Annotated in this window: 15 protein-coding genes; 10 read left to right on the top strand and 5 right to left on the bottom strand. The window is 72.0% G+C overall.

The genetic code is table 11. The features are described 5' to 3' along the window. Positions 1 to 181 precede the first annotated feature (181 nt). Complete coding sequence (locus AB3X10_RS04685; protein ID WP_369979490.1) at positions 182 to 2032, bottom strand: methyl-accepting chemotaxis protein; 1851 nt, start codon at positions 2030 to 2032, stop codon at positions 182 to 184. Between the two features lie 473 nt (positions 2033 to 2505). Between AB3X10_RS04685 and AB3X10_RS04680 the strand changes: the two genes are divergently transcribed. Beyond that, entirely contained in the window at positions 2506 to 4083 is a 1578-nt protein-coding gene (locus AB3X10_RS04680; protein ID WP_369979488.1) for a BCCT family transporter, read from the top strand. A gap of 40 nt (positions 4084 to 4123) precedes the next feature. Here the strand turns inward: AB3X10_RS04680 and ggt are convergent, their stop codons facing one another. From ggt to AB3X10_RS04665, 3 genes are all read right to left on the bottom strand, one after another. Then, complete coding sequence (ggt, locus tag AB3X10_RS04675) at positions 4124 to 5839, bottom strand: gamma-glutamyltransferase (RefSeq protein WP_369979486.1); 1716 nt, start codon at positions 5837 to 5839, stop codon at positions 4124 to 4126. A 144-nt stretch (positions 5840 to 5983) separates the two neighbouring features. Beyond that, positions 5984 to 8734, bottom strand: a complete 2751-nt coding sequence (locus AB3X10_RS04670) for a tetratricopeptide repeat protein (protein ID WP_369979484.1) — start codon at positions 8732 to 8734, stop codon at positions 5984 to 5986. Continuing rightward, on the bottom strand, positions 8731 to 9366 hold the full coding sequence (locus AB3X10_RS04665) for an ECF-type sigma factor (protein ID WP_369979482.1): 636 nt from the start codon (positions 9364 to 9366) through the stop codon (positions 8731 to 8733). The genes AB3X10_RS04670 and AB3X10_RS04665 overlap by 4 nt, the downstream gene beginning before the upstream one ends. A 526-nt stretch (positions 9367 to 9892) precedes the next feature. Here AB3X10_RS04665 and ilvC point away from each other — a divergent pair. The 9 genes from ilvC (at position 9893) to leuB (ending at position 19099) form a co-directional block, all read left to right on the top strand. Then, complete coding sequence (gene ilvC / locus AB3X10_RS04660) at positions 9893 to 10900, top strand: ketol-acid reductoisomerase (RefSeq protein ID WP_369979480.1); 1008 nt, start codon at positions 9893 to 9895, stop codon at positions 10898 to 10900. Positions 10901 to 10943: 43 nt separating this feature from the next. Then, positions 10944 to 12665, top strand: a complete 1722-nt coding sequence (gene ilvG / locus AB3X10_RS04655; protein WP_369979478.1) for an acetolactate synthase 2 catalytic subunit — start codon at positions 10944 to 10946, stop codon at positions 12663 to 12665. After that, entirely contained in the window at positions 12649 to 12897 is a 249-nt protein-coding gene (locus AB3X10_RS04650; protein WP_369979476.1) for an ACT domain-containing protein, read from the top strand. Before ilvG ends, AB3X10_RS04650 begins: the two co-directional genes overlap by 17 nt. Positions 12898 to 13092: 195 nt before the next feature. Then, on the top strand, positions 13093 to 14199 hold the full coding sequence (locus AB3X10_RS04645; RefSeq protein ID WP_369981649.1) for a threonine dehydratase: 1107 nt from the start codon (positions 13093 to 13095) through the stop codon (positions 14197 to 14199). Next, positions 14196 to 15755: a 2-isopropylmalate synthase gene (locus AB3X10_RS04640; RefSeq protein WP_369979474.1), complete on the top strand. Its 1560-nt coding sequence runs from the start codon at positions 14196 to 14198 to the stop codon at positions 15753 to 15755. Before AB3X10_RS04645 ends, AB3X10_RS04640 begins: the two co-directional genes overlap by 4 nt. Positions 15756 to 15839: 84 nt before the next feature. Beyond that, positions 15840 to 17255 carry a 3-isopropylmalate dehydratase large subunit gene (gene leuC, locus AB3X10_RS04635; protein WP_369979472.1) on the top strand — a complete coding sequence of 472 codons (1416 nt, stop codon included), beginning with the start codon at positions 15840 to 15842 and terminating at the stop codon, positions 17253 to 17255. Then, positions 17255 to 17437, top strand: coding sequence for a hypothetical protein (locus tag AB3X10_RS04630; RefSeq protein ID WP_369979471.1), 183 nt, complete (start codon positions 17255 to 17257; stop codon positions 17435 to 17437). Before leuC ends, AB3X10_RS04630 begins: the two co-directional genes overlap by 1 nt. Then, positions 17437 to 18015: a 3-isopropylmalate dehydratase small subunit gene (gene leuD / locus AB3X10_RS04625; RefSeq protein WP_369979470.1), complete on the top strand. Its 579-nt coding sequence runs from the start codon at positions 17437 to 17439 to the stop codon at positions 18013 to 18015. Before AB3X10_RS04630 ends, leuD begins: the two co-directional genes overlap by 1 nt. Continuing rightward, the gene (gene leuB, locus AB3X10_RS04620) at positions 18005 to 19099 is read left to right on the top strand and encodes a 3-isopropylmalate dehydrogenase (RefSeq protein ID WP_369979468.1); all 1095 of its coding nucleotides are present in this window, start codon (positions 18005 to 18007) and stop codon (positions 19097 to 19099) included. Before leuD ends, leuB begins: the two co-directional genes overlap by 11 nt. A gap of 346 nt (positions 19100 to 19445) precedes the next feature. Here leuB and AB3X10_RS04615 read toward each other — a convergent pair whose 3' ends face one another. Continuing rightward, positions 19446 to 22457, bottom strand: coding sequence for a diguanylate cyclase (locus AB3X10_RS04615; protein ID WP_369979466.1), 3012 nt, complete (start codon positions 22455 to 22457; stop codon positions 19446 to 19448). Positions 22458 to 22538 lie beyond the last annotated feature (81 nt).

The raw sequence follows: 22538 nt of genomic DNA, 5'->3' as shown, positions 1-22538 counted from the left end.
GCAGCTGAATCGGCGCACAACCGGGGCCGCTTCTTGTCAGCGCCGCCACGCGCGCACGGCCTTGCGGCAAACCCCGGCCACATGCCGCGCCTAGCCTGGGTCCCACAAGAACGACGTCTCTCTCTCCCTGCCGCCGGCTCAACACCGGTGGCGTTTTTTTGTGCGGCGTTCGCCGCGGCGCTCATTCCAGCACGTAGGCCACGCGCAACCCGCCCCAGTGGCGGCCGCGCACATGCACCGGCACCGACAGGTCGAACAGGATCTGCCCGGTATCGCGCCGATACACCTGCAACAGATAGGGCTGGGTGTGGCGGCCGACGCTGCGCCCGACCCGATCGGTGAACATGCGCTTGGTGCGGTTGCCGACCAGGTCGCGGGCGCGGTCGCCGCTCAGCGGCTGGCTGAAGCGCAGGTTGTGGGTCGGCACGTAACCGTCCGGGTTGGCGCAGATCGCGAACACGATCCACGGATGCGCGGCCAGCAGCGGTTCCTGCAAGGGCGGCAGCAGTTCGTCGCACAGCGCATCGAAGGCGGTGCGGTACTTGGGCGGATCGATGCCGGCGATCGGCGTGTAGTCGGTGGAGAACAGCGCATCCTCGCCGATGCGCCCGCGCGCGATCGCATCGGCCAAGGCACGCCCGATCCTGGCCGCGGTCGCCGTCGCCAGTTCGCGGACGCGCGCGTGGCGCGGCTGCTGCATCGGATCGGCCGGCAAGCGGAACAGGCCCACGCAGTCGTGCAGGGTGGCGCTGCCGGCGGCCAGCGCCGCGCTGCGTTCCACCACCCGCTCGACATGCTCCAGGTTGCTGCGGCTGAGCCCCACCGCGTGCTCGACCGCGCGATCGATGCCGCCGATCTCCTCGCCCTGCGCGGCGACGCGGGTGGCCACGGTCTCCATCGCCGCGCTGGCGCGGCCGAGCAGTTGGCCGATGCCGCCGAGCACCTGCTCGGTGCGCTGCGCCGAGGCGGCGCTGTCGTTCAGGGCGCTGCCGGTCTCGCCGAGGATGCCGCGCACGTCGCGCGCGGCGGCAGCGGCGCGCTCGGCCAGGCGCCGGATCTCGCTGGCGACCACGGCGAAGCCGCGCCCGGCCGCGCCGGCATGCACCGCCTCGATGCTGGCGTTGATCGACAGGATGTTGGTCTGGAAGGCGACCGCGTCGATCACCTCGATGACCTCGGTGGCGCGCGCCGAGCGTCGCTCCACCTCGCGCATCGCCTGGCCCAGCGCGCGCGCCGCCTCCACGCCCTGGCGCGCGCTGTCGTCGGCGCTGGCCGCCACCGCGATCACCGCGCGCAATTCCTGGTCCATCGCCTGCAAGCCCTGCAGCAACCGCCGGGTGGTGGCCACCACCGTCTGCAGCGCGTCCATCTGGGCCTGCGATTGCTGCGCCAGTTCGTCGTTCTCGGCGACCACCTGCGGCACGTCGGCGGCGATCTGCAGCGACAGCGCCACCGCCTGGCGGATCGCCTCGGCCAGGTTGCCGAACCCGGCCGACAGGCGCCGCCCGGCCATCGCCTCGGTCTCCTGCGCGGACAGCGGCGTGCTCAGGCCCAGGTCCAGGTCGCAGCCGGTCAGGCGCTCGCCGACCCGTTCCAGCAGCGCCTGCGCCGCCGCGCCGGCCTGCAGCTGCTGCGCCAGCGCCTGCAGCGCCGGGCTGGTGGCGCCCTGCGCCTGTCCGGCGCCGAGCAGGGCGACGTCGCGCAGCAGCGCGGCGGTTTCCGGATGCGGCAGCGACAGCAGCCAGCCCTCGCCATCGCGATCGCGCTGGTAGCGCACGCGCCGCGCCGGATCGTCCGGCGATGCCTGCCAGCTGCCCTCGACGCCGGCCAGCGCCGCCAGCGGCAGGCCCCACACCGCCTCGCTGGGCTCGCCGAGCAAGGCCTCCGCTTGCACCCCGAGCAGATCCAGCGCGGCACGGTTGACGGCGCGGATCCGGCCCTGCGGATCCAGCCGCAGCAGCGCCACCGGCGCGTCCGGCAAGGCCGCGGCGGGTCCGGCGTCGGCATCCGGATTGCGTGTGAACAACGACATGGCCTTCCCCTCCAGGACTCCTTCCGCCATGGTATCGGCCGCCACCGTGCAACCTGAGCGAATACGCGCGCAACCGGGACCGGCGTCATGCCCGCTGCCTGGCGGATTCAGGTGCGGGCCGCCTGGCCATCCATGCCATCGGGGCCGGCCACCGCGTCCGCGGCGACCGCCACGTGCGGCGAAGGTGGACGCTGCCGTAGACGCAGCCTCGCAATGCAGCGGCGCGGGCCGCACGGGCCAATGGCATGGCCGCCTGCGCTGGCGCATCGCGAGGCGTGCACGCCGCAAGCACCGGAACGCGCCATAACGGCGCCATGACGATCCGCTCGCTATCCTCGCCCGCTTCGTTCGCGCGTTGCCCCGCGCTGCCGCCGCAGCGCGTGCAGACCGGCAACCGCTGCGTGCCGCTCGCCTGCGCATGCCGCAGGGCCGGCGCGCTCCCTCTCGATTCCCTGATCGGAGACGCTCCTTCCATGGTGTTCCGTATTTCCATCGCGCTGGTGGCCTTGCTGGTGCTGATCGCGGGCGTCGCGCCCGGCCCGTTCGACGACGTGGTGCAGGCGGCGCTGGCCCAGGTCGTCCGCGGCGCCGGCTGGATGTACCTGCTGGTGGTGTTCCTGACCCTGGCCTTCATGCTGTATCTGGCGTTCGGCCGCTTCGGCCATCTGCGCATCGGCGGCGAGGACGCCGAGCCGGACTTCTCGCGCGCCAGCTGGCTGTCGATGCTGTTCGCCGCCGGCATGGGCATCGGCCTGGTGTTCTGGGGCGCGGCCGAGCCGGTCTCGCACTTCCTCAAGCCGCCGGAAGGCCTGCCGCCCGAAAGCATGGACGCCGCGCGCGCGGCGATGCGCTACGCGTTCTTCCACTGGGGCCTGCATCCGTGGGCGATCTATGCGCTGATCGGCCTGGCGATGGCCTGGTTCCAGTACAACCGCAACGGCCGCGGGCTGGTCAGCGACATGCTGCAGCCGGTGATCGGCCGCCACCACCGCGGCTGGATCGGTCGGGCGGTGAACATCGCCGCGGTGGTGGCCACCGCGATCGGCGTGGCCACCACGCTGGGCTTCGGCACCATCCAGATCGCCGCCGGCCTGCAGCGCGTGTTCGGCGTGCAGGCGAGCGTTCCGGTGCAGATGGCCATCATCGCGGTGGCGTTCGTGCTGTACATGGCCTCCACCGCCAGCGGCGTGGAACGCGGCATCAAGTGGCTGTCCAACTTCAACCTGGCGCTGGCCGCGCTGCTGCTGGCCGCGGTGCTGGTACTGGGCCCGACCGGCTTCATCTTCGACACCTTCACCACCACGCTGGGCTCCTATCTCAACCAGCTGGTGACGATGAGCCTGCGCATGTCGCCGTTCTCCGGCAGCAAGTGGGTGGCGGAGTGGACCATCTTCTACTGGGCGTGGTGGATCGCCTGGGCGCCGTTCGTCGGCGCGTTCATCGCCCGCGTCTCGCGCGGACGCAGCATCCGCGAGTTCGTGGTGGGGGTGGTGCTGGCCCCCACCTTGCTCGGCTTCGTGTGGTTCTCGGTGTTCGGCGGTACCGCGCTATGGTCGCAGCTGTTCGGCCACGTCGACATGTTGCAGGCGCTGGGCAACGGCTACGAAACGGTGCTGTTCACCCTGTTCGACAGCCTGCCCGGCTCGCTGCTGCTGTCGAGCGTGGCCTTGCTGTTGCTGATGATCTTCTTCGTCAGCTCGGCCGACTCGGCGGTGCTGGTACTGGCCAGCATGTCCACCGACGAGGCCGGCGATCCGCCGCTGGCGCGCAAGCTGCTATGGGGCGTGGCGGTGGCGCTGATCGCGGCGGTGCTGTTGCTGGCCGGCGGCCTGGACGCGCTGCAGGGCATGATCACCATCGCCGCCCTGCCGTTCGCGCTGCTGATGGTGCTGGTGATCGTCTCGCTGTACCGCGTGCTCGACGCCGAGCACACCCGCGAACGCCGCCGCGCACAACGCGCCCGGCACATGATCGAGGCGTGGATCGCGCGCGAGCAGGCGGCGCAGCAGCAGGCGCGTGGCACGGCGGAGCGCGCGCCAGCGCAGGAGTGAGCGCGCGGGCGGCGCCGGCGCGCGCAGCGGCGGCGCCGGCTCAGTAGCCGGCGGCCTGGCCGTCCTTGCGGCTTTCCGAGGCGCCGTAGTACACGCCGCTGGCCGGGTCGCGGGCGATCGCCTGGTAGCCGCCGTAGGGCCCGTCGGCGAAGATCACCCGGTGGCCCTTGCGCATGAGGTCGCGGATCGCATCGTAGGAGAAACCGGTCTCCAGGTTCAGTTCGCCGCCGTCGCGCATCGCCGTGGCCTGCCCGGTCGGCTCGGTGGAGCCTTCGTGCTGGATCCGCGGCGCGTCGCCGGCCTCCTGCAGGTTCATGTGGAAATCGACCAGGTTCATCACGATCTGCACGTGGCCCTGCGGCTGCATCGCCCCGCCCATCACGCCGAAGCTCAGCCACGGCTTGCCGTCCTTGGTCACGAACGCGGGGATGATGGTCTGGAACGGACGCTTGCCCGGCGCGTAGCCGTTGGGGTGGTCCTTGTTCAGCACGAACATCTCGCCGCGGTCCTGCAGGATGAAACCCAGGCCCGGCGGCGCCATGCCGCTGCCCATGCCGCGGTAGTTGGACTGGATCAGCGACACCATCATGCCGTCGGCATCGGCCACGGTCAGGTAGATGGTGTCGCCTTCCTCCAACTGCTTCGGCGTGCCCGGCTGCACTTCCTTCAGCGCCTTGTCCATCGAGATCAGCGCGCGGCGCTGCGCGGCGTAGTCCTTGGAGATCAGCTTGGCCAGCGGCGCCGGCTGGAACGCCGGGTCGGCATAGAAGCGCGCGCGGTCGGCGAAGGCCAGTTTCTTGGCCTCGGCGAACAGATGGATGTGCTCGGCCGAGCCGAACGGGATCTTCGAGAAGTCGTAGCCCTCCAGGATGTTGAGCATCTGCAGCGCGGCGATGCCCTGGCTGTTGGGCGGCAGCTCCCACACGTCGTAGCCGCGGTAATTGGTGCTGACCGGCTCGACCCATTCGCCGTGGTGGCTGGCCAGGTCGTCGTAGCTGAGGAAGCCTCCGTTGGCCTTGAAATAGGCGTCGATGGTGCGCGCGATCGGCCCCTTGTAGAACGCGTCGCGGCCGCCGTCGGCGATCTGCTGCAGGGTGTTGGCCAGGTTCGGGTTCTTCCACAGTTCGCCCTTGCGCGGCGCATGGCCGTCGATGGTGAACTGCTCCTTGAAGCCGGGGTACTGCGACAGCCGCGGCACCGAGCGGTCCCAGTAGTAGGCGATCGTCTCGGCCACCGGGTGGCCCTCGCGCGCGTAGCGGATCGCCGGGGCCAGGTTCTGCGCCATCGTGGTGCGCCCGAAGCGCTCATGCAGCGCGAACCAGCCATCCACCGCGCCCGGCACCGACACCGGCAACGGCCCGGTCGGCGGAATGTCCTTGAGCCCGCGGCGCTGGAACTCGGCCAGGGTCAGCGATCTGGGCGAACGGCCCGAGCCGTTGTAGCCGTAGAGCTTGTGCGTCTTCGGATCCCACACGATCGCGAACAGGTCGCCGCCGACGCCGTTGCCGGTCGGCTCCATCAAGCCGAGCGCGGCGTTGGCGGCGATCGCCGCGTCCACCGCCGAACCGCCCGCCTTCATCGTGTCCAGCGCGATCTGCGTGGCCAGCGGTTGCGAGGTGGCGGCCATCGCGTGCGGCGCGATCACTTCCGAACGCGTGGCGAACGGCTGGCCGGTGACGCGGTCGGCGGCGCCGGCCAGCGACGGCAGACCCAGCGCAAGCGCCAGGCAGGCGACGGAAAACTTCGAAACGGACATGCGCATTCCCCATATCGGATACCGCGCCACCCTACCCGAGCGCGGCCGCTGGCGCAGCTGCGGCGGCACCGGCGAGGCCTGTGCACTCGCTGTGGAGTGCTTGCGATAAGGCCTGTGTCGGTGCTGCGTGCGCTGCGCACCCGCTCAACGCAGCGCCAGCGTCTGTTGACCGGCATCCAGCCGCCGCAGCAGTTCGGCCTGCGGCGCCAGTTGCGCGACCAGCACCGGCCGCGCCTGTTGCAGTTGCGCACGCGCCTCGTCGCGCCGCTCCACGGCGAGCAGGGCTTCGGCCAGCGACACCCGCGCCATCGCCGTCGGCACCGCCGCGCTGCCCAGTTCGGCCTGGTTCGCCTGCACCACCCGTTCCCAGCCGCGCAGCGCGGCGGCGCTGTCGCCGGCGCGCTGCGCCAGTTCCGCGGCCAGCATGTCGCGGCGCCGCTGCAGCTGCGTCGATGGCCAGCCCGGCGCGGGCCGGATCGCGTCCAGCTCGCGTTGCGCGCGCGCCAGTTCGCCGCGGCGCATGCGCAGCTCCACCTGGCTCAGGCGCTGCACCAGTTGCCGCGGATGGTCGAGCGGATACAGCCGCGCCATGCCGTCGTAGGCATGCCGCAGCAGCGGCTCGGCCTCGCCCAGCCGGCCCTGGCGCATCAGCATGCGGCCAAGGTTGCCTTCGGCGTTGAGCGTCATCGGATTGTCCGCCTCCAGCCGCTGGCGGCGGATCTGCCAGGATTGCCGGTACAGGTCTTCGGCGGCCTGCAGGTCGCCACGCGATTCCTCCAGCGTGGCCAGGTTGTTGAGATAGCGCGCATGGTCGACGCTTTGCGACAGCCCCAGCGCCGGCAGCATCGCCAGCGCCTGCAGATAGTGCGCGCGTGCCGCGGCGAAATCGCCGGCATCCTGGTACACCGACGCCAGTTCGTTTTCCGCATCGGCCAGCAACGGGCTCTGCGCGCCGTACAGCGCGCGCGCCAGCTCCAGGTTGCGCTGCATCAGCGCGCTCGCCTCGGGCAAGGCGCCACGCGCGGCCAGCGCCTTCGCCAGGCCTTCGGCGCTGTGCAAGTAGTCGACGCTGCGCACGCCGAATTCGCGTTCCTTCAGCGCCAGCGCGCGCCGGTACCACTGCTCGGCCTGCGCCTGGTCGCCCTTGGCCTTGAACACCTGGCCCAGGTTGTGCATTGCCGTCGACGGGCCGCCGTCGGTCTTCACCCCCGGCTGCATGCGCAGCGCCAGCGAACGCTGCAGCATCGCCACCGCCTCGTCGGCGCGGCCGACACGGCTCAAGGCCAGGCCCAACGCATTGGTCGCCTTGGCCAGGGGGTCGCGCGCTTCGCTGCGTTCGGCCAGGCGCAGCGCCTCGGTCGCCGCCGCCAGCGCCGCATCGCCATGATCCTGGTTGTACAGCAGCACCGCCAGGTCGCTGAGCGCCTGCGAGGCCGACGCCGGTTCGTCCACCTGCGCGCTCTGCAGCTCGCGCGCGGCCTGGCGCAGCATCGCCTCGGCGCGCGCTTCCTGGCCCAGGTTCAGATAGGCGCGGCCGAGCGTGGCCCGCAGCCGCGCGCGCACCGCCGGCGATTGCGCCAGGCCCTGGTCGAGCTGCGCGGCGGAACGGTCCAGCACCTGCTGCGCGCTGATCGTCGCGGTGCCCTGGGCGCCGCGGCTGCGCGGGTCGGCGGCATCGAACGCATCGGTCATGAACTGGCTCACCTGCTGCGCGATCGCCGCCTCGCGCTGCGCCTGCGCGCGGGTCTCCAGCAGGCGCCACATGAAGCCGGCGCTGAGCAGCAGCACCGCGGCGGCCACCGCGCTCTCGCGCCAGCGCCGGCGCAGCAGGCGGGCCAGCGCATAGCGGCGGCCGCCGCGGCGCGCCTGCACCGGGCGGTGGCCGAGATGGCGCTGCAGATCGGCGGCGAGGTCGGCGACGTTGGCATAGCGCTGCGCCGGATCCGCGGCGCAGGCCTTGGCCGCGATCGCGTCGAGGTCGCCGCGCAGGCGCCGGCGCAGCGCCGCGCTCGGCGCCAGCGCGCTGGGGAGCGGACAGGCCGCGCCGGCCCCGGCATGCGCCGGCAGGCGCTGCTCGGCCAGCACTTCGACCAGCATCACGCCCAGGCTGTAGACATCGCCGGCCACCCCCACCGGCTGCCCGGCCAGCAGCTCCGGGCTGGCGTAGGGCGGCGTGCAGAAGCGGCCGCGCTCGGCGCCCTCGGCCGCGTCCTGCAGCCGCGCGATGCCGAAGTCCAGCAGCACCGGCTCGCCGTCGGCGCGCACCAGCACGTTGCCCGGCTTCAGGTCGCAGTGCAGCACCAGGCGCTGGTGCGCCGCCTGCACCGCGCGGCAGATGCGCAGGAACAGCTGCAGCCGCGCCGGCAGGTCCGGCGCCTGCGCCTGCAGGTAGTGGTCCAGGGCCACGCCATCGACGTACTCCATCACCAGGTACGGCTGCCCGCCCGGGGTCGCGCCGCCGTCGTACAGGCGCGCGATGTTGGGATGCTGCAGGCTGGCCAGGATCTGCCGTTCGGCGGCCAGCCGCTGCGCGGTCAGCGCATCGGGCAGCCCGCGCAACAGTTTCACCGCCACCTGCTGCCGGTACTGCTCGTCCGCGCGCTCGGCGACGAACACGCTGCCCATGCCGCCGCTGGCCAGGTAGCGGGTCAGCCGCCACGGGCCGAGCCGGTCGCCCACGCCCAGTTCCGGCGCGGCCATGCGCCCGGCCAGCGCCCGCAACGGCTCGGCCAGCTGCTGCAGCTGCACGGTCTGCGCGGCCAGCAGGGCCAGCGCCTCCTGGACCAGCGCCGGATCGTGGCTGAGCCGCTCCAGGGTGGGCTGCCACTGCGCCGGCGGCAGGTCGCAGACCGATTCGAACAGCTGGCGGACCTGTTGCCAGCGTTCCTCGCTCATGGCCGGCCCGGATCGGCGCTGAGCTCGCGCTTGAGCCAGGCGCGGGCGATGCGCAGGTCGCGCTCGACGGTCGGCACCGACACCTCGAGCAGGCAGGCGATCTCCTCGTGGGTCATGCCGCCGAAATAGGCCAGCTCCACCGCATGCGCCGCGCGCGGGTCGACACCGGCGAAGCGCTGCAGCGACTGGTGCAGCGACAGCACCTGGTATTCCTCGCTGGGCGCGGCGCCGTCGCGGTCGGCGTGCGACAGGGTCATCATCATCGCCCCGCCGCCGCGCTTGGCGGCCAGGCTGGCGCGCGCGTAGTCGACCAGCACCGCGCGCATCTTCAGCGAGGCCAGGGCGAAGAAATGCACCCGGTCGCGGTACTCCACGTCGGCGTCGAGCATGCGCAGCAAGGCCTCGTGGACCAGCGCGGTCGGCTGCAGCAAGGCGTCGCCATGGCGCGCCAGCATGCGCGCGGCGGCCATCTCGCGCAGCGCGGCATAGACCAGTTCCAGCAATTGCGCCTCGGCCTGCGCGTCGCCGCCGCGCCAGCGGCGGAGCAGGTGGGTGACCTGCTCGCTCTCGGCCACGGCCGCGGCGGAGGCCTTGCGCGGAGCGGCAGCCACGGGAAGGGGTTCGGAATGCATGCGCCGGGATTCGTCGAACGGGAGTGGAGGTGGCCGGCCAACCAACGGCCGGGCCGTGGCAGCCGCGCCAGATTACCGCAGGATCGCAGCCGCCTGTTGACGCCATGTGGCAGCCGCGCGGAGCGGCGATTTTCCGCGCAATCGGCCGCGCGCGCGCCGTGCCGGCGCACCGTTTCAGGCGTAACGATGCTGTGTTGGTGCGGCTTTCGGCACATTCGCGGTGCCGCGCCGGGCGCAGGGTTGACAGCCCCGCAAAGGCCATGTTTATCTCGCCGCATGTTGCATCGCCACACCAGCCCGAAGCCGACCCGCCTGCCCGCCGCGCCGCGCGCGGACGTCGCCGCGTCGCTCCTCGTACTCGTGCTTATTACCTCGCCCACAAGTGCGGGACGAACCGGCGTGTAAGCGACAAGCAGCCTGGATTCGATCAGACCCCGCACCGGCAACGGCGCGGGGTTTTTCATTTTAGTAACCGCGAAACGCAAGCTTCCCTTCCTACCCACACCGTCCCGAGGAAATCCGCACCATGACCAGTTCCGCCCAGCCCACCACCAAGATCGCCATCGTCGGTTACGGCAGCCAGGGCCGCGCCCACGCGCTGAACCTGCGCGAGTCCGGCTTCGACGTCACCGTCGGCCTGCGCGCGGGCGGTCCGACCGAAGCCAAGGCGCAGGCCGACGGCTTCGTGGTGAAGAGCCCCGCCGAGGCGGTCAAGGACGCCGACCTGGTCGCGGTGCTGACCCCGGACATGGTGCAGAAGAAGCTGTACGACGAGGTGCTGGCGCCGAACATGAAGCAGGGCGCCTGCCTGCTGTTCGCGCACGGGCTGAACGTGCATTTCGACATGATCAAGCCGCGCGCCGACCTGGACGTGGTGCTGGTCGCGCCGAAGGGCCCGGGCGCGCTGGTGCGCCGCGAGTACGAGATCGGCCGCGGCGTGCCGTGCATCTGGGCGGTGTACCAGGACAAGAGCGGCAAGGCCGAGCAGTTCGCGCTCGAGTACGCCGCCGGCCTGGGCGGCGCGCGCGCCAACCTGATCAAGACCACCTTCAAGGAAGAGACCGAGACCGACCTGTTCGGCGAGCAGGCGGTGCTGTGCGGCGGCGCCTCGTCGCTGGTCCAGGCCGGCTTCGAGGTGCTGGTGGAAGCCGGTTACCAGCCGGAAATCGCCTACTACGAAGTGCTGCACGAACTGAAGCTGATCGTGGACCTGTTCTACGAAGGCGGCATCACCCGCATGCTCGAGTTCGTCTCCGAGACCGCGCAGTACGGCGACTACGTCAGCGGCCCGCGGGTGATCGACGCGGCCACCAAGGAGCGCATGCGCGACGTGCTGACCGACATCCAGAACGGCACCTTCACCAAGAACTGGGTAGCCGAGTACGAAGCCGGTCTGCCGAACTACAACGCGTTCAAGCAGGCCGACCTGGAGCACCCGATCGAAGTGGTCGGCAAGCAGCTGCGCGCCAAGATGGTCTGGCTGAACGGCGACGCCGCCGCCGCGCCGGCCGCAACCGGCCAGCAAGCCGCGTAACCCGCGGCTCCCCCACCCGCTTCCACCGAAAGGTCGCCACCGTATGAACTCCTCCGCTCACGGCACGCCCCGCAATGGCGCGCGCTGGCTGACGCAGGCCCTGGAAGCCGAAGGCGTGGACACGCTGTTCGGCTATCCGGGCGGCACCATCATGCCGTTCTACGACGCGCTGGTAGACAGCCAGCTCAAGCACATCCTGGTCCGCCACGAGCAGGGCGCGGCGCTGGCCGCCAACGGCTACGCCCGTGCCAGCGGGCGGGTCGGGGTCTGCGTCGCCACGTCCGGCCCGGGCGCCTCCAACCTGGTCACCGGCATCGCCGACGCGATGCTGGACTCGGTGCCGATGATCTGCCTGACCGGACAGGTCGCCACGCCGCTGCTGGGCACCGACGCGTTCCAGGAACTGGACGTGTTCGGGCTGACCCTGCCGATCGTCAAGCACAGCTTCCTGGTGCGCCGCGTGGAAGACCTGCCGCAGGTGGTGCGCGACGCGTTCCGCATCGCCCGCGAGGGGCGTCCGGGGCCGGTGCTGATCGACCTGCCCAAGGACGTGCAGCTGGCCGACGCCTCGCAGCTGCCGGAGCACGTGCCGGCCGCGGTGCCGGTGCCGCCGGCGCCGTCCGCCGCGGCCCTGGCCGAGGCGCTGGCGGCGATCGCCGGCGCCGACAAGCCGGTGATCTACGGCGGCGGCGGCATCGCCCTGGCCAACGCGGTGGACGCGTTCCGCCAGTTCGTCGACACCACCCGCATTCCCACCGTGCTGACCCTGCGCGGGCTGGGCGCGTTGCCGCACGGGCATCCGCACTACCTGGGCATGCTCGGCATGCACGGCACCCGCGCCGCCAACATGGCGGTGCAGGAATCGGACCTGCTGGTCGTGGTCGGCGCGCGCTTCGACGACCGCGCCACCGGCAAGCTGGCCGAGTTCGCCCCGTTCGCGCGGGTCATCCACCTGGATGCCGACGCCTGCGAGATCTCCAAGCTGCGCCATGCCGACATCGCCGTGCCCGGCGACGTGGCCGAGGCGCTGCGCGCGCTGAGCGCGGCCACCAGCACCTGCGAGGCCTGGCACGCGCGCTGCATCGGCCATCGCGAGAAGTTCGGCGCCCGCTACGACGCGCCGGGCGAGGACATCTACGCGCCCGGCCTGCTGAAGCGGCTGAGCGAGCTGGCCCCGGCCGACACGGTGATCGCCTGCGACGTCGGCCAGCACCAGATGTGGGTGGCCCAGCATTGCCGCTTCAACCACCCGCGCAACCACCTGACCAGCGGCGCGCTGGGCACCATGGGCTTCGGCCTGCCGGCGGCGATGGGCGCGCAGTTCGCCTGCCCCGAGCGCACCGTGGTGCTGGTCAGCGGCGACGGCAGCTTCATGATGAACGTGCAGGAGCTGGTCACCATCGCGCGCTGCAAGCTGCCGGTGAAGATCGTGCTGCTGGACAACAGTTCGCTGGGCATGGTGCGGCAGTGGCAGGAGCTGTTCTTCGCCGAGCGCTACAGCGAGATCGACCTGTCCGACAACCCGGACTTCGCCGCGCTGGCGCAGGTGTTCGGCATCCCGGCCAAGCGCATCACCGCGCGCGGCCAGGTCGAGGACGGGCTGGCCGAACTGCTGGCGCAGCCGGGCCCGGCGCTGCTGCACGTGGCCATCGACGCGCGCGCCAACGTGTGGCCGCTGGTGCCGCCGAACACCGCCAACAGCACCATGCTGGAGAGCAACCCCGCGACCCAGCGCCAGGAGATCCCCCATGCGATACCAGCTTGACCTGGTGCTGAAGCCGGCCGAAGGCGCCTTGCTGCGCGCGATCGGCATGGCCGAGCGGCGCGGCTTCGCGCCGCTGTCGATCACCGGCGCGCCGGTGGCCGACGACGCCGGCCGCTGGCACCTGCAGATGGTGGTCGACGGCAACCGCCCCGGCGAGAGCCTGCGCCTACAGATGGAAAAGGTGTACGACTGCGAGTCGGTGCGGGTCACCGCGTTGGACGTGGTGCCATGATGAGGCCGGCAATGGGGATTCGGGATTCGGGATTCGGAGGCTGCGCTGGCAGTTCCATGGTCTCGGGCTTCATGCCGGCTGCGCGGCAGGGCGGGGCGACGATGCGGAGGAGTCTTCTTCCAGGGAGGTCGCTTCTTCGGGCACAGGATTCGCATGTCGAATCCCTACTCCCCAATCCCCAATCCCGGCATCTCCATGCCTGACGCCGGCCGCCCCGCCCCGCAGGAACCGGACGTAGGCGACGTAGCGGTCAGCGTCGCCGACGTGCTGGCCGCGCAGGCGCGGCTGCGCCGCTACCTGCCGCCGACGCCGGTGCACTACGCCGAGCGCTTCGGCGTGTGGCTGAAACTGGAGAACCTGCAGCGCACCGGCTCCTACAAGGTGCGCGGCGCGCTGAATGCGCTGCTGGCCGGGCTGGAGCGCGGCGACGAGCGCACCGTCATCTGCGCCTCGGCCGGCAACCATGCGCAGGGCGTGGCCTGGGCCGCGCACCGGCTGGGCGTGCAGGCGATCACGGTGATGCCGCACGGCGCGCCGCAGACCAAGATCGCCGGCGTCGCCCACTGGGGCGCCACTGTGCGCCAGCACGGCACCAGTTACGACGAGGCCTACGGCTTCGCCCGCGAACTGGCCGAACAGAACGGCTACCGCTTCCTGTCCGCGTTCGACGACCCGGACGTGATCGCCGGCCAGGGCACGGTCGGCATCGAGCTGGCCGCGCACGCCCCGGACGTGGTGATCGTGCCGATCGGCGGCGGCGGCCTGGCCGCCGGGGTGGCCCTGGCGCTGCGCTCGCAGGGCGTGCGCATCGTCGGCGCGCAGGTCGAGGGCGTGGATTCGATGGCGCGGGCGATCCGCGGCGATATCCGCGCGATCGACCCGGTGCCCACCCTGGCCGACGGCGTCAAGGTTAAAATCCCCGGGTTCATCACCCGCCGGCTGTGCGCCAGCCTGCTCGACGACGTGGTGATCGTGCGCGAGGCGGAACTGCGCGAAACGCTGGTCCGCCTGGCGCTGGAGGAGCACGTCATCGCCGAGGGCGCCGGCGCGCTGGCCCTGGCGGCCGGCCGCCGCGTCGCCGGCAAGCGCAAGTGCGCGGTGGTGTCCGGTGGCAACATCGACGCCGGCGTGCTGGCGACGCTGCTGTCGGAGGTGCGCCCGCGCGCGCCGCGCAAGCCGCGCCGCCGCAGTGCCGAGCGACTTCGCAACCAACGTGCCGCCGCCCCGCCCGCTCCCGCTCGCCCCGCCTCCCCGCTCCCCCATCCGCCAGCCACCGCCGCCGTAGAGGAAACCATCTGGTGAACACTTCTGCTTCTTCCCAGACCCCCCGCATCCGCATCTTCGACACCACCCTGCGCGACGGCGAGCAATCCCCCGGCTGCAGCATGACCCCGCCGCAGAAGCTGGTCATGGCGCGCGCCCTGGCCGAGCTGGGCGTGGACGTCATCGAGACCGGCTTCCCGGCCAGCTCGCAGTCCGACCGCGAGGCGATGGCGCTGATCGGCCGCGAACTGCGCGAGCCGACCCTGGCGGTGCTGTCGCGCTGCCTGGCCGCGGACATCGAGACCTCGGCGCGCGCGCTGGAGGCGGCGGCCAAGCCGCGCCTGCACGTGTTCCTGTCGACCAGCCCGCTGCACCGCGAGCACAAGCTGCGGATGAGCCGCGAGCAGGTGCTGGAATCGGTGCGCAAGCACGTGTCGCTGGCGCGCCAGTACGTGGACGACGTGGAGTTCTCGGCCGAGGACGCCACCCGCACCGAAGAGGATTTCCTGGCCGAGGTGACCGCGGTGGCGATCGCCGCCGGCGCCACCACCATCAACCTGCCCGACACGGTCGGCTTCACCACCCCGGAAGAGATCCGCGGCATGTTCGCGCGGCTGATCGCCAGCGTGCCCGGCGCCGAGCGGGTGATCTTCAGCACCCACTGCCACAACGACCTGGGCCTGGCCGTGGCCAACTCGCTGGCGGCGGTGGAAGGCGGCGCGCGGCAGGTGGAATGCACCATCAACGGCATCGGCGAGCGCGCCGGCAACTGCGCGCTGGAAGAGATCGCGATGGCGCTGAAGGTGCGCAACGCGTTCTACGAGATCGACACCGCGATCAACACCCAGCGCATCGTCGCCAGCTCGCAGCTGCTGCAGCGGCTGGTCGGCATGCCGGTGCAGCGCAACAAGGCGATCGTCGGCGGCAACGCCTTCGCCCACGAGTCGGGCATCCACCAGCACGGCATGCTGCGCCACCGCGGCACCTACGAGATCATGCGCCCGGAAGACGTGGGCTGGGAGTCCTCGCAGATGGTGCTGGGCCGCCACAGCGGCCGCGCCGCGGTCGAGCAGCGCCTGCGCGCGCTGGGCTACGTGCTGGACGAGGCCGAACTGAACCTGGCGTTCGACGCGTTCAAGGCGCTGTGCGAGCAGCAGCGCGTGGTCAACGACGCCGACCTGCAGGCGATGATGCAGGACGCGCCGGAAAGCCAGGGCTACCGGCTGTCGTCGATGACCGTCAGCGACCGCGGCCAGCGCGCCAGCGCGCAGGTCGAGCTGTCCGATCCGGACGGCCAGCGGGTCAGCGAGCGCGCCGAGGGCGACGGCCCGGTGGATGCGCTGTTCGCCGCGCTGGCCGCGGCCACCGGCGTGCAGCTGACCCTGGACAGCTACCAGGTGCACAGCGTCGGCATCGGCGCCGACGCGCGCGGCGAGGCCAACCTCAGCGTGCGCCACGGCGACACCGAATACGACGGCAGCGGCACCAGCCGCGACATCATCGAGGCCAGCGCGCTGGCCTGGCTGGACGTGGCCAACCGCGTGCTGCGCCAGCGCCAGGGCGCGCCGGCCGGCGCCGCGACGGCGGCGGCCTGAACGGCCACGCCACCGTCATCGCCGCGATGCACGCTTCCCACCGCTTCCCCTCCTTGCCCAGCGTTCCTGCCAGGTAGTCCCGCAATGTCTTCGACCCCCCGCACCCTGTACGACAAACTGTGGGACGCGCACGTCGTCGTCCCCGAAAGCAGCACCGCCCCGGCGGTGCTGTACATCGACCTGCACCTGATCCACGAGGTGACCTCACCGCAGGCGTTCACCGAACTGAAGTCGCGCGGCCTGGCGCCGCGCCGGCCCGACCGCACCAAGGCGACGATGGACCATTCCACGCCGACCCTGCCGCGCGGCGCCGACGGCAAGCTGCCGTACTACACCAAGGCCTCCGAGGCGCAGGTGGACATGCTCGCGCGCAACTGCGCCGACTACGGCATCGAGCTGTTCGACATGGCCTCGGACAACCGCGGCATCGTGCATGTGATCGCGCCCGAGCAGGGCTTCACCCAGCCCGGCATGACCATCGTCTGCGGCGACAGCCACACCTCCACGCATGGCGCGTTCGGGGCATTGGCGTTCGGCATCGGCACCAGCGAGGTCGGCCACGTGCTGGCCACGCAGTGCCTGCTGCAGCGCAAGGCCAAGACCATGTCGATCACCGTCGACGGGCCGCTGGCGCCGGGCGTCGGCGCCAAGGACGTGATCCTGCACATCATCGGCGTGATCGGGGTCAACGGCGGTACCGGCCACGTGCTCGAGTACCGCGGCTCCACCATCGAAGCGATGGACATGGAGCAGCGCATGACCCTGTGCAACATGTCGATCGAGGCCGGCGCGCGCGCCGGCATGGTCGCGCCGGACCAGGTCACCTTCGACTGGATGGCGAACACCCCGCGCGGGCCCAAGGGCACCGACTTCGACGCCGCGGTGCAACGCTGGTCGCAGCTGCGCAGCGATGCCGGCGCGCGCTTCGACGTGGAGGTGCGCATCGACGCGCGCGACATCCGCCCGACCCTGACCTGGGGCACCCACCCGGGCACCGCGATCGCGGTGGACCTGCCGATTCCGGCGGCGCAGGACGCGGCCGCGCAGAAGGGCCTGGACTACATGCACTTCGAATCCGGCCACGCGCTGATCGGCACGCCGGTGGACGTGGTGTTCGTCGGTTCCTGCACCAACGGCCGGCTCAGCGACATGCGCGAAGTGGCGCAGGTGCTGCGCGGCCGCCGCGTCGCACCGAACGTGCGCATGCTGGTGGTGCCGGGGTCGGAGATCGTCAAGCGCCAGGCCGAGGCCGAAGGCATCCACGAGGTGGTGCGCGCCGCCGGCGCCGAATGGCGCGAATCCGGCTGCTCGATGTGCATCGCGATGAACGGCGACCTGGTCGCGCCGGGGCAGCTGGCGGTGAGCACCAGCAACCGCAACTTCGAAGGCCGCCAGGGCCCCGGCTCGCGCACCCTGCTGGCCTCGCCGATGACCGCGGCCTGGGCCGCGGTGAACGGCAAGGTCAGCGACCCGCGCACGCTGTTCGCGGAGGTCGCGTGATGGCGCCGCACATCGCCGCGTTCGCGGCCACGCTGACCTTCGTCGCCGCCACCACCCGCGCCTTCGCCCATCGCGGCAAGCCGCTGCTGCCGCCGCACGTGCCCACCCCGGCGCTGCCGCCGGCCACGCCGCCCGCCGCGGCCGCCGCCGACCCCGCCACCGTTTCCCAGGAGGCCTGCTGATGGCCGGATTCGCCGCCCTCACCTCGGCCAGCGTGGTGCTGCGCCAGACCAACATCGACACCGACCAGATCATCCCGGCGCGGTTCCTGTCCACCACCGAGCGCGCCGGCCTCGGCCGCAACGCGTTCAACGACTGGCGCTGGCAAGCCGACGGCACGCCGAACCCGGAGTTCGCGTTCAACCAGCCGCACAACGCCGGCCGCCAGATCCTGCTGGCCGGGCGCAACTTCGGCTGCGGCTCCTCGCGCGAGCACGCGCCGTGGGCGCTGACCGACCTGGGCCTGCGCGCCATCGTCAGCAGCGAGATCGCCGACATCTTCCGCAACAACAGCCTCAAGAACGGGCTGCTGCCGATCGTGCTGGCCGAGGCCGACGTGCAGACCCTGATGCAGCGCCCGGACGACGCGCTGACCGTGGACGTGGCCGCGCGCGAGCTGCGCACGCCCGACGGCCGCGTCTACGCCTTCCCGCTGGACGAGTTCTCGCAGACCTGCCTGCTGGAAGGCGTCGACGAGCTCGGCTACCTGCTGCTGCGCCAACCCGCCATCGAACAGTACGAGGCCACCCATGCACGCTGACATCGTCGTCCTGCCCGGCGACGGCATCGGCCCCGAGGTCACCGCCGCCGCGGTCTCGGTGCTGCGCACCATCGCCCGCCGCTACCAGCACAGCTTCGAGTTCCACGAACACGACATCGGCGGCATCGCCATCGACCGCCACGGCGAGCCGCTGCCGGCGGCGACGCTGGCCGCCTGCCAGCAGGCCGATGCGGTGCTGCTGGGCGCGGTCGGCGGGCCGAAATGGTCCGATCCCAACGCCAGGATCCGTCCCGAGCAGGGCCTGCTGGCGATCCGCCGCGGCCTGGGCCTGTTCGCCAACCTGCGCCCGGTCAAGCCGCATCCGGCGGCGCTGGACGCCTCGCCGATCAAGCCGCACCTGCTCACCGGGGTGGACATCGTGGTGGTGCGCGAGCTGACCGGCGGCATCTACTTCGGCGACAAGACCCGCAGCGCCACCGACGCCAGCGACCTGTGCCGCTACAGCGTGGAGGAGATCGAGCGGGTGCTGCGCAGCGCGTTCCGCCTGGCGCAGCAGCGCCGCAACCACGTCACCTCGGTGGACAAGGCCAACGTGCTGGAGACCTCGCGGCTGTGGCGCGACGTCGCCGCGCGCATCGGCCGCGACGAATTCCCGGACGTGCGCCTGGAGCACCAGTTGGTCGATTCGATGGCCATGCACCTGCTGGCCAAGCCGCGCGAGTACGACGTGATCGTCACCGAGAACATGTTCGGCGACATCCTCACCGACGAGGCCTCGATGCTGGCCGGCTCGCTGGGCCTGCTGCCGTCGGCGTCGCTGGGCGAAGGCCGGATCGGCCTGTACGAACCGATCCACGGCTCGGCCCCGGACATCGCCGGCAAGGGCATCGCCAACCCCTACGCCACCATCCTCAGCGCCGCGCTGCTGCTGCGCCATTCGCTGGGGCTCAGCGCCGAAGCCGAGGCGATCGAGCAGGCGGTGGACGCCGCGCTCAACGCGCAGGCCTTCACCGCCGACCTGGCCGCCCCCGGCCACGGCATCTCCACCAATGCGGCCGCGCGCGCAGTGGTGGAGCAACTGCAGGCGAACGGCGTGGTCGTGGAGGCCGGGATTAGGGATTGAAGCCGGGATTGGGGGATTAGGGATTAGGGATTAGGGATTAGGGATTGGCGGCGGCGGTGCGGGCGCGCCTCGTGCGCGGGACTGCGCGGCGATCCCGCTGTCGTCGCGGCGCCGGCAGATGTTCCGCCTGGGCCGTTCGCGGCTGAAGCCGCTCCCGCACGGACGCCCGGCTTCACTGTAGGAGGGGCTTCAGCCCCGACGCCTTACCGATAAAGCGTCGGGGCTGAAGCCCCTCCCACAAGGGCATCGGCGCAATCGGTGCAAATGGCTTGCGACCGTGGCCGAGGCAGCGTCCGCGGCAGCGCAGCGTGCCGCCGATCCTTGCGCCTCGAACGCCGCCACTCCCCTACCCGACCACCCGGTCGCGGCCCTCGTGCTTGGCCTGGTACAGCTGGCGGTCGGCCATGACCAGCAGTTCGCGCCGGGTGCGCAGCGCCGGGCCCAGGCAGGCGAAGCCGATGCTGGCCGTGCACCGCACCGCCTGGCCATCGACGTCGTGGACCACCACCGCGGCCACGCGGCGGCGCAGTTCCTCCAGCCGCGCCCGCGCCGGCTCCCGGTCCAGCCCCGGCAACACCAGCAGGAATTCCTCGCCGCCGTGACGCGCGGCGAACGCATGTTCGCCGAGCGTGGCGCGCAACACCTCGCCGACCCGGCGCAGCACCTCGTCGCCGATCTCGTGGCCGTAGGTGTCGTTGATCCGCTTGAAGTTGTCGATGTCCAGCAACGCCACGCACAGCGGCGCCTGGGTGGCCAGCGCGCGCTCCAGCGCCGCGGTCAGGTGCGGATCGGCGGTGCGCCGGTTGGCCAGGCCGGTCAGCGCGTCGTGGCCGGCCTGGTAGGCGAGCTTGCGCACCAGTTCCTCGCGCTCCAGATCGGCCAGCTTCAGCGCCAGGTTCTTCGCGCGCAGCTCGTGGGTGCGCTCGGCGATGATGCGGTTGAGCCGGCGCTGGCGGCGCAGGTAGCGATGGCTGCGGCCGCGGTACCACCACAGCAGCAGGCCGCTGAACGCCATCGCCGCCACCACCACGAACGGGCCGCGCTGCCAGAACGGCGGCACCACGTGCAGCCGCAGCGAGGCGCGCCCGACCAGGTCCTCGCGCGACCAGTCCATCGCGCTGGTGGTCGCCTGTACTTCCAGGCGGTAGTCGCCCGGCGGCAGGTTGGTATAGACCGCCTCCTCGCCGCTGCCGGCGTCGATCCACTGCCGGTCGAAGCCGTGCAGGCGATAGCGGTAGCGCACCTTGTCCGGCGAACGGAAGCTCAGCCCGGCGTAGTCGACGGTGAGCCGGTCGACGCTGCCGGGCAGGCGGTAGTCGCCGCGCAGCGGCTGCTCGTGGCCGTCGACCTGCAGCCGCTCGATCACCACCGCCGGCGCGCGCAGCGCGTGCCGACTGGGCAGCGCCGGGTCGATCAGGGCCAGGCCGGCGGAGGTCGGGATCAGCAGGTTGCCGTCGCGGCTCAGCCAGCCGGCCGGCGCGCTGCTGCCGTTGCCCTGGCTGCCGGGCATGCCGTCGCTGCGATCGACCACGTCCACCGCCAGCTGCGTGCGGCGCCCGGCGTCGAGCTGCGCGATGCTGTCGCGGGCGATCCGGAACACGCCCTGGTTGCTGGTCACCCACAGCTGGCCGCGGCCGTCGTCGATGACCCGGAACAGCTTGTCGCGCGGCAGCCCGACACGATGGTCGTAGACGCGGAAGCGGCCGTCGCGCAGCCGCAGCAGGCCGCGGTCGCTGGCGATCCACAGCGCGCCGTCGGCATCGGCCAGGAAGTCGAACGCGTTGTGCGCCGGGAACCCGGCGCCGGCCGGCCAGCGCCGCAGCGCGCCGTTGGCCGAAATCGCCGCGATGCCGTCGCTGGTGCCGATCCACAGCACGCCGGCACGATCGCGGTACAGCGCCTGCACCTGCAGCGCCGGCAGGCCGTCGGCCAGGGTGTACAGGCGGGTGCGGCCGCGGTTGCGGTAGGCCAGGCCGGCATTGCTGCCGATCCACAGCCCGCCGTCCGCATCCTGCAGCAGCGCGCGCACCATCGCCCGCGGCACGCCGGCCTCGCTACCGAGGCGTTGCCGGACCGTGCCGTCGGGCGCCAGCAGCAGCACGCCCTGGTCGTAGGTGCCGGCCCACATGCCGCCGTCGTTGGCCGCGGCCAGCGCCAGCACCGACGGATCGCGGCCGCTGGCGGCGATGCGCAGCGCGGCGACGCGGCCGTGCTGCCAGCGGTCGAGCCCGGCGGCATGGCCGATCCAGATCGCGCCGTCGGCGCTCTGCTGCACCACGCGCACGTAGTCGCCGCCGAGGCCGTCGTGCCGGGTCAGGCCGCCGGCATCGCCGGCGGCGACGCGGAACAGACCGTCGGTGCTGCCGGCCCAGATCAGGCCTTCGCGGTCCTCGATCAGCGCCGGACTGACCACCCCGGAGATCGACAGCATTTCCTCGCTGGCGCCGCTGGGCGAACGCCGCAGCAACTGGCCGCTGGACAGGCTCGTCCACAGCTGGCCCTGGCGGTCCTGCAGCGCCGCGTCGACCCGCTGGCCCTGGCGCAACCACTGCAATTGGCCGTCGGCATGCAGCCAGAACACGCCGGCGTCGCCGGCGACCAGCAGCCCGCCGTCGCGGTCGTGGCTCAGGCGCCGCACCGCGGCCGTGCGCATCGCCGCGGTGCGGCCCCAGTGCCGCGCGCGCGCGCCGGCGCGGTCGAGGCGGAACAGGCCCTGCGCGGTGCCCACCAGCACGCCGCCGTCGGCCTGCTGCAGCAGCGCCGCGACCCGCGCCTTCGGCAGGCCGGCGGCGGCGCCCGCCGCGCTCAGGCGGCCATCGGCCTCGATCCGGAACAGCCCGTCCTCGGTGCCGACCCACAGCGCGCCGTCGCGGTCGCGCAGCAGCGAGGCCACCTGCAGCCGCTGCGCACGCGCATCGCCCAGGTGCTCCCAGCGGCCGCCGGCATAGCGGAACACCCCGTCGTAGGCGGTGCCGATCAGCACCCCGCCATCGCGTTCGGGCACGATCGCGAACACCCCGGACACCTCCATGCCTGGGGTGTTCTGCCGGTCGAACACGGTGAACGCGCGGCCATCGAAGCGCGCCACGCCTTCCCAGGTGCCGACCCAGAGCAGGCCGTCGCGGTCCTGCGCCAGCGCGTGCACCAGGTTGTGCGGCAGGCCTTCGTCCATGGTCCAGCGCACCAGCGTCGGCCGATCGGTGAGGCCGTGCTCGGACAAGGGCGTCGGCGCCGGCGCGGCGACGGCGGCCCAGCAGGCGCTCAGCAGCGCCAGCAGCAGGCCCACGCGCACGCGCAGGCGTCGGCGCAGCACCGGCGCGCCGTGGGTGGTGATCTGACGCTGGTCCCCCTGCTTCATTGCGTTCCGAATCGCGCCCCCAGCAGTGCGCGGCATTCAAATGGCACAAGAACCCAATTTATCACTACATGTTCGCCGCCG

This window comes from Xanthomonas sp. DAR 80977, assembly GCF_041240605.1.
Classification (GTDB): domain Bacteria; phylum Pseudomonadota; class Gammaproteobacteria; order Xanthomonadales; family Xanthomonadaceae; genus Xanthomonas_A; species Xanthomonas_A bundabergensis.
This window is presented reverse-complemented; position numbering and strand designations above follow the sequence as displayed.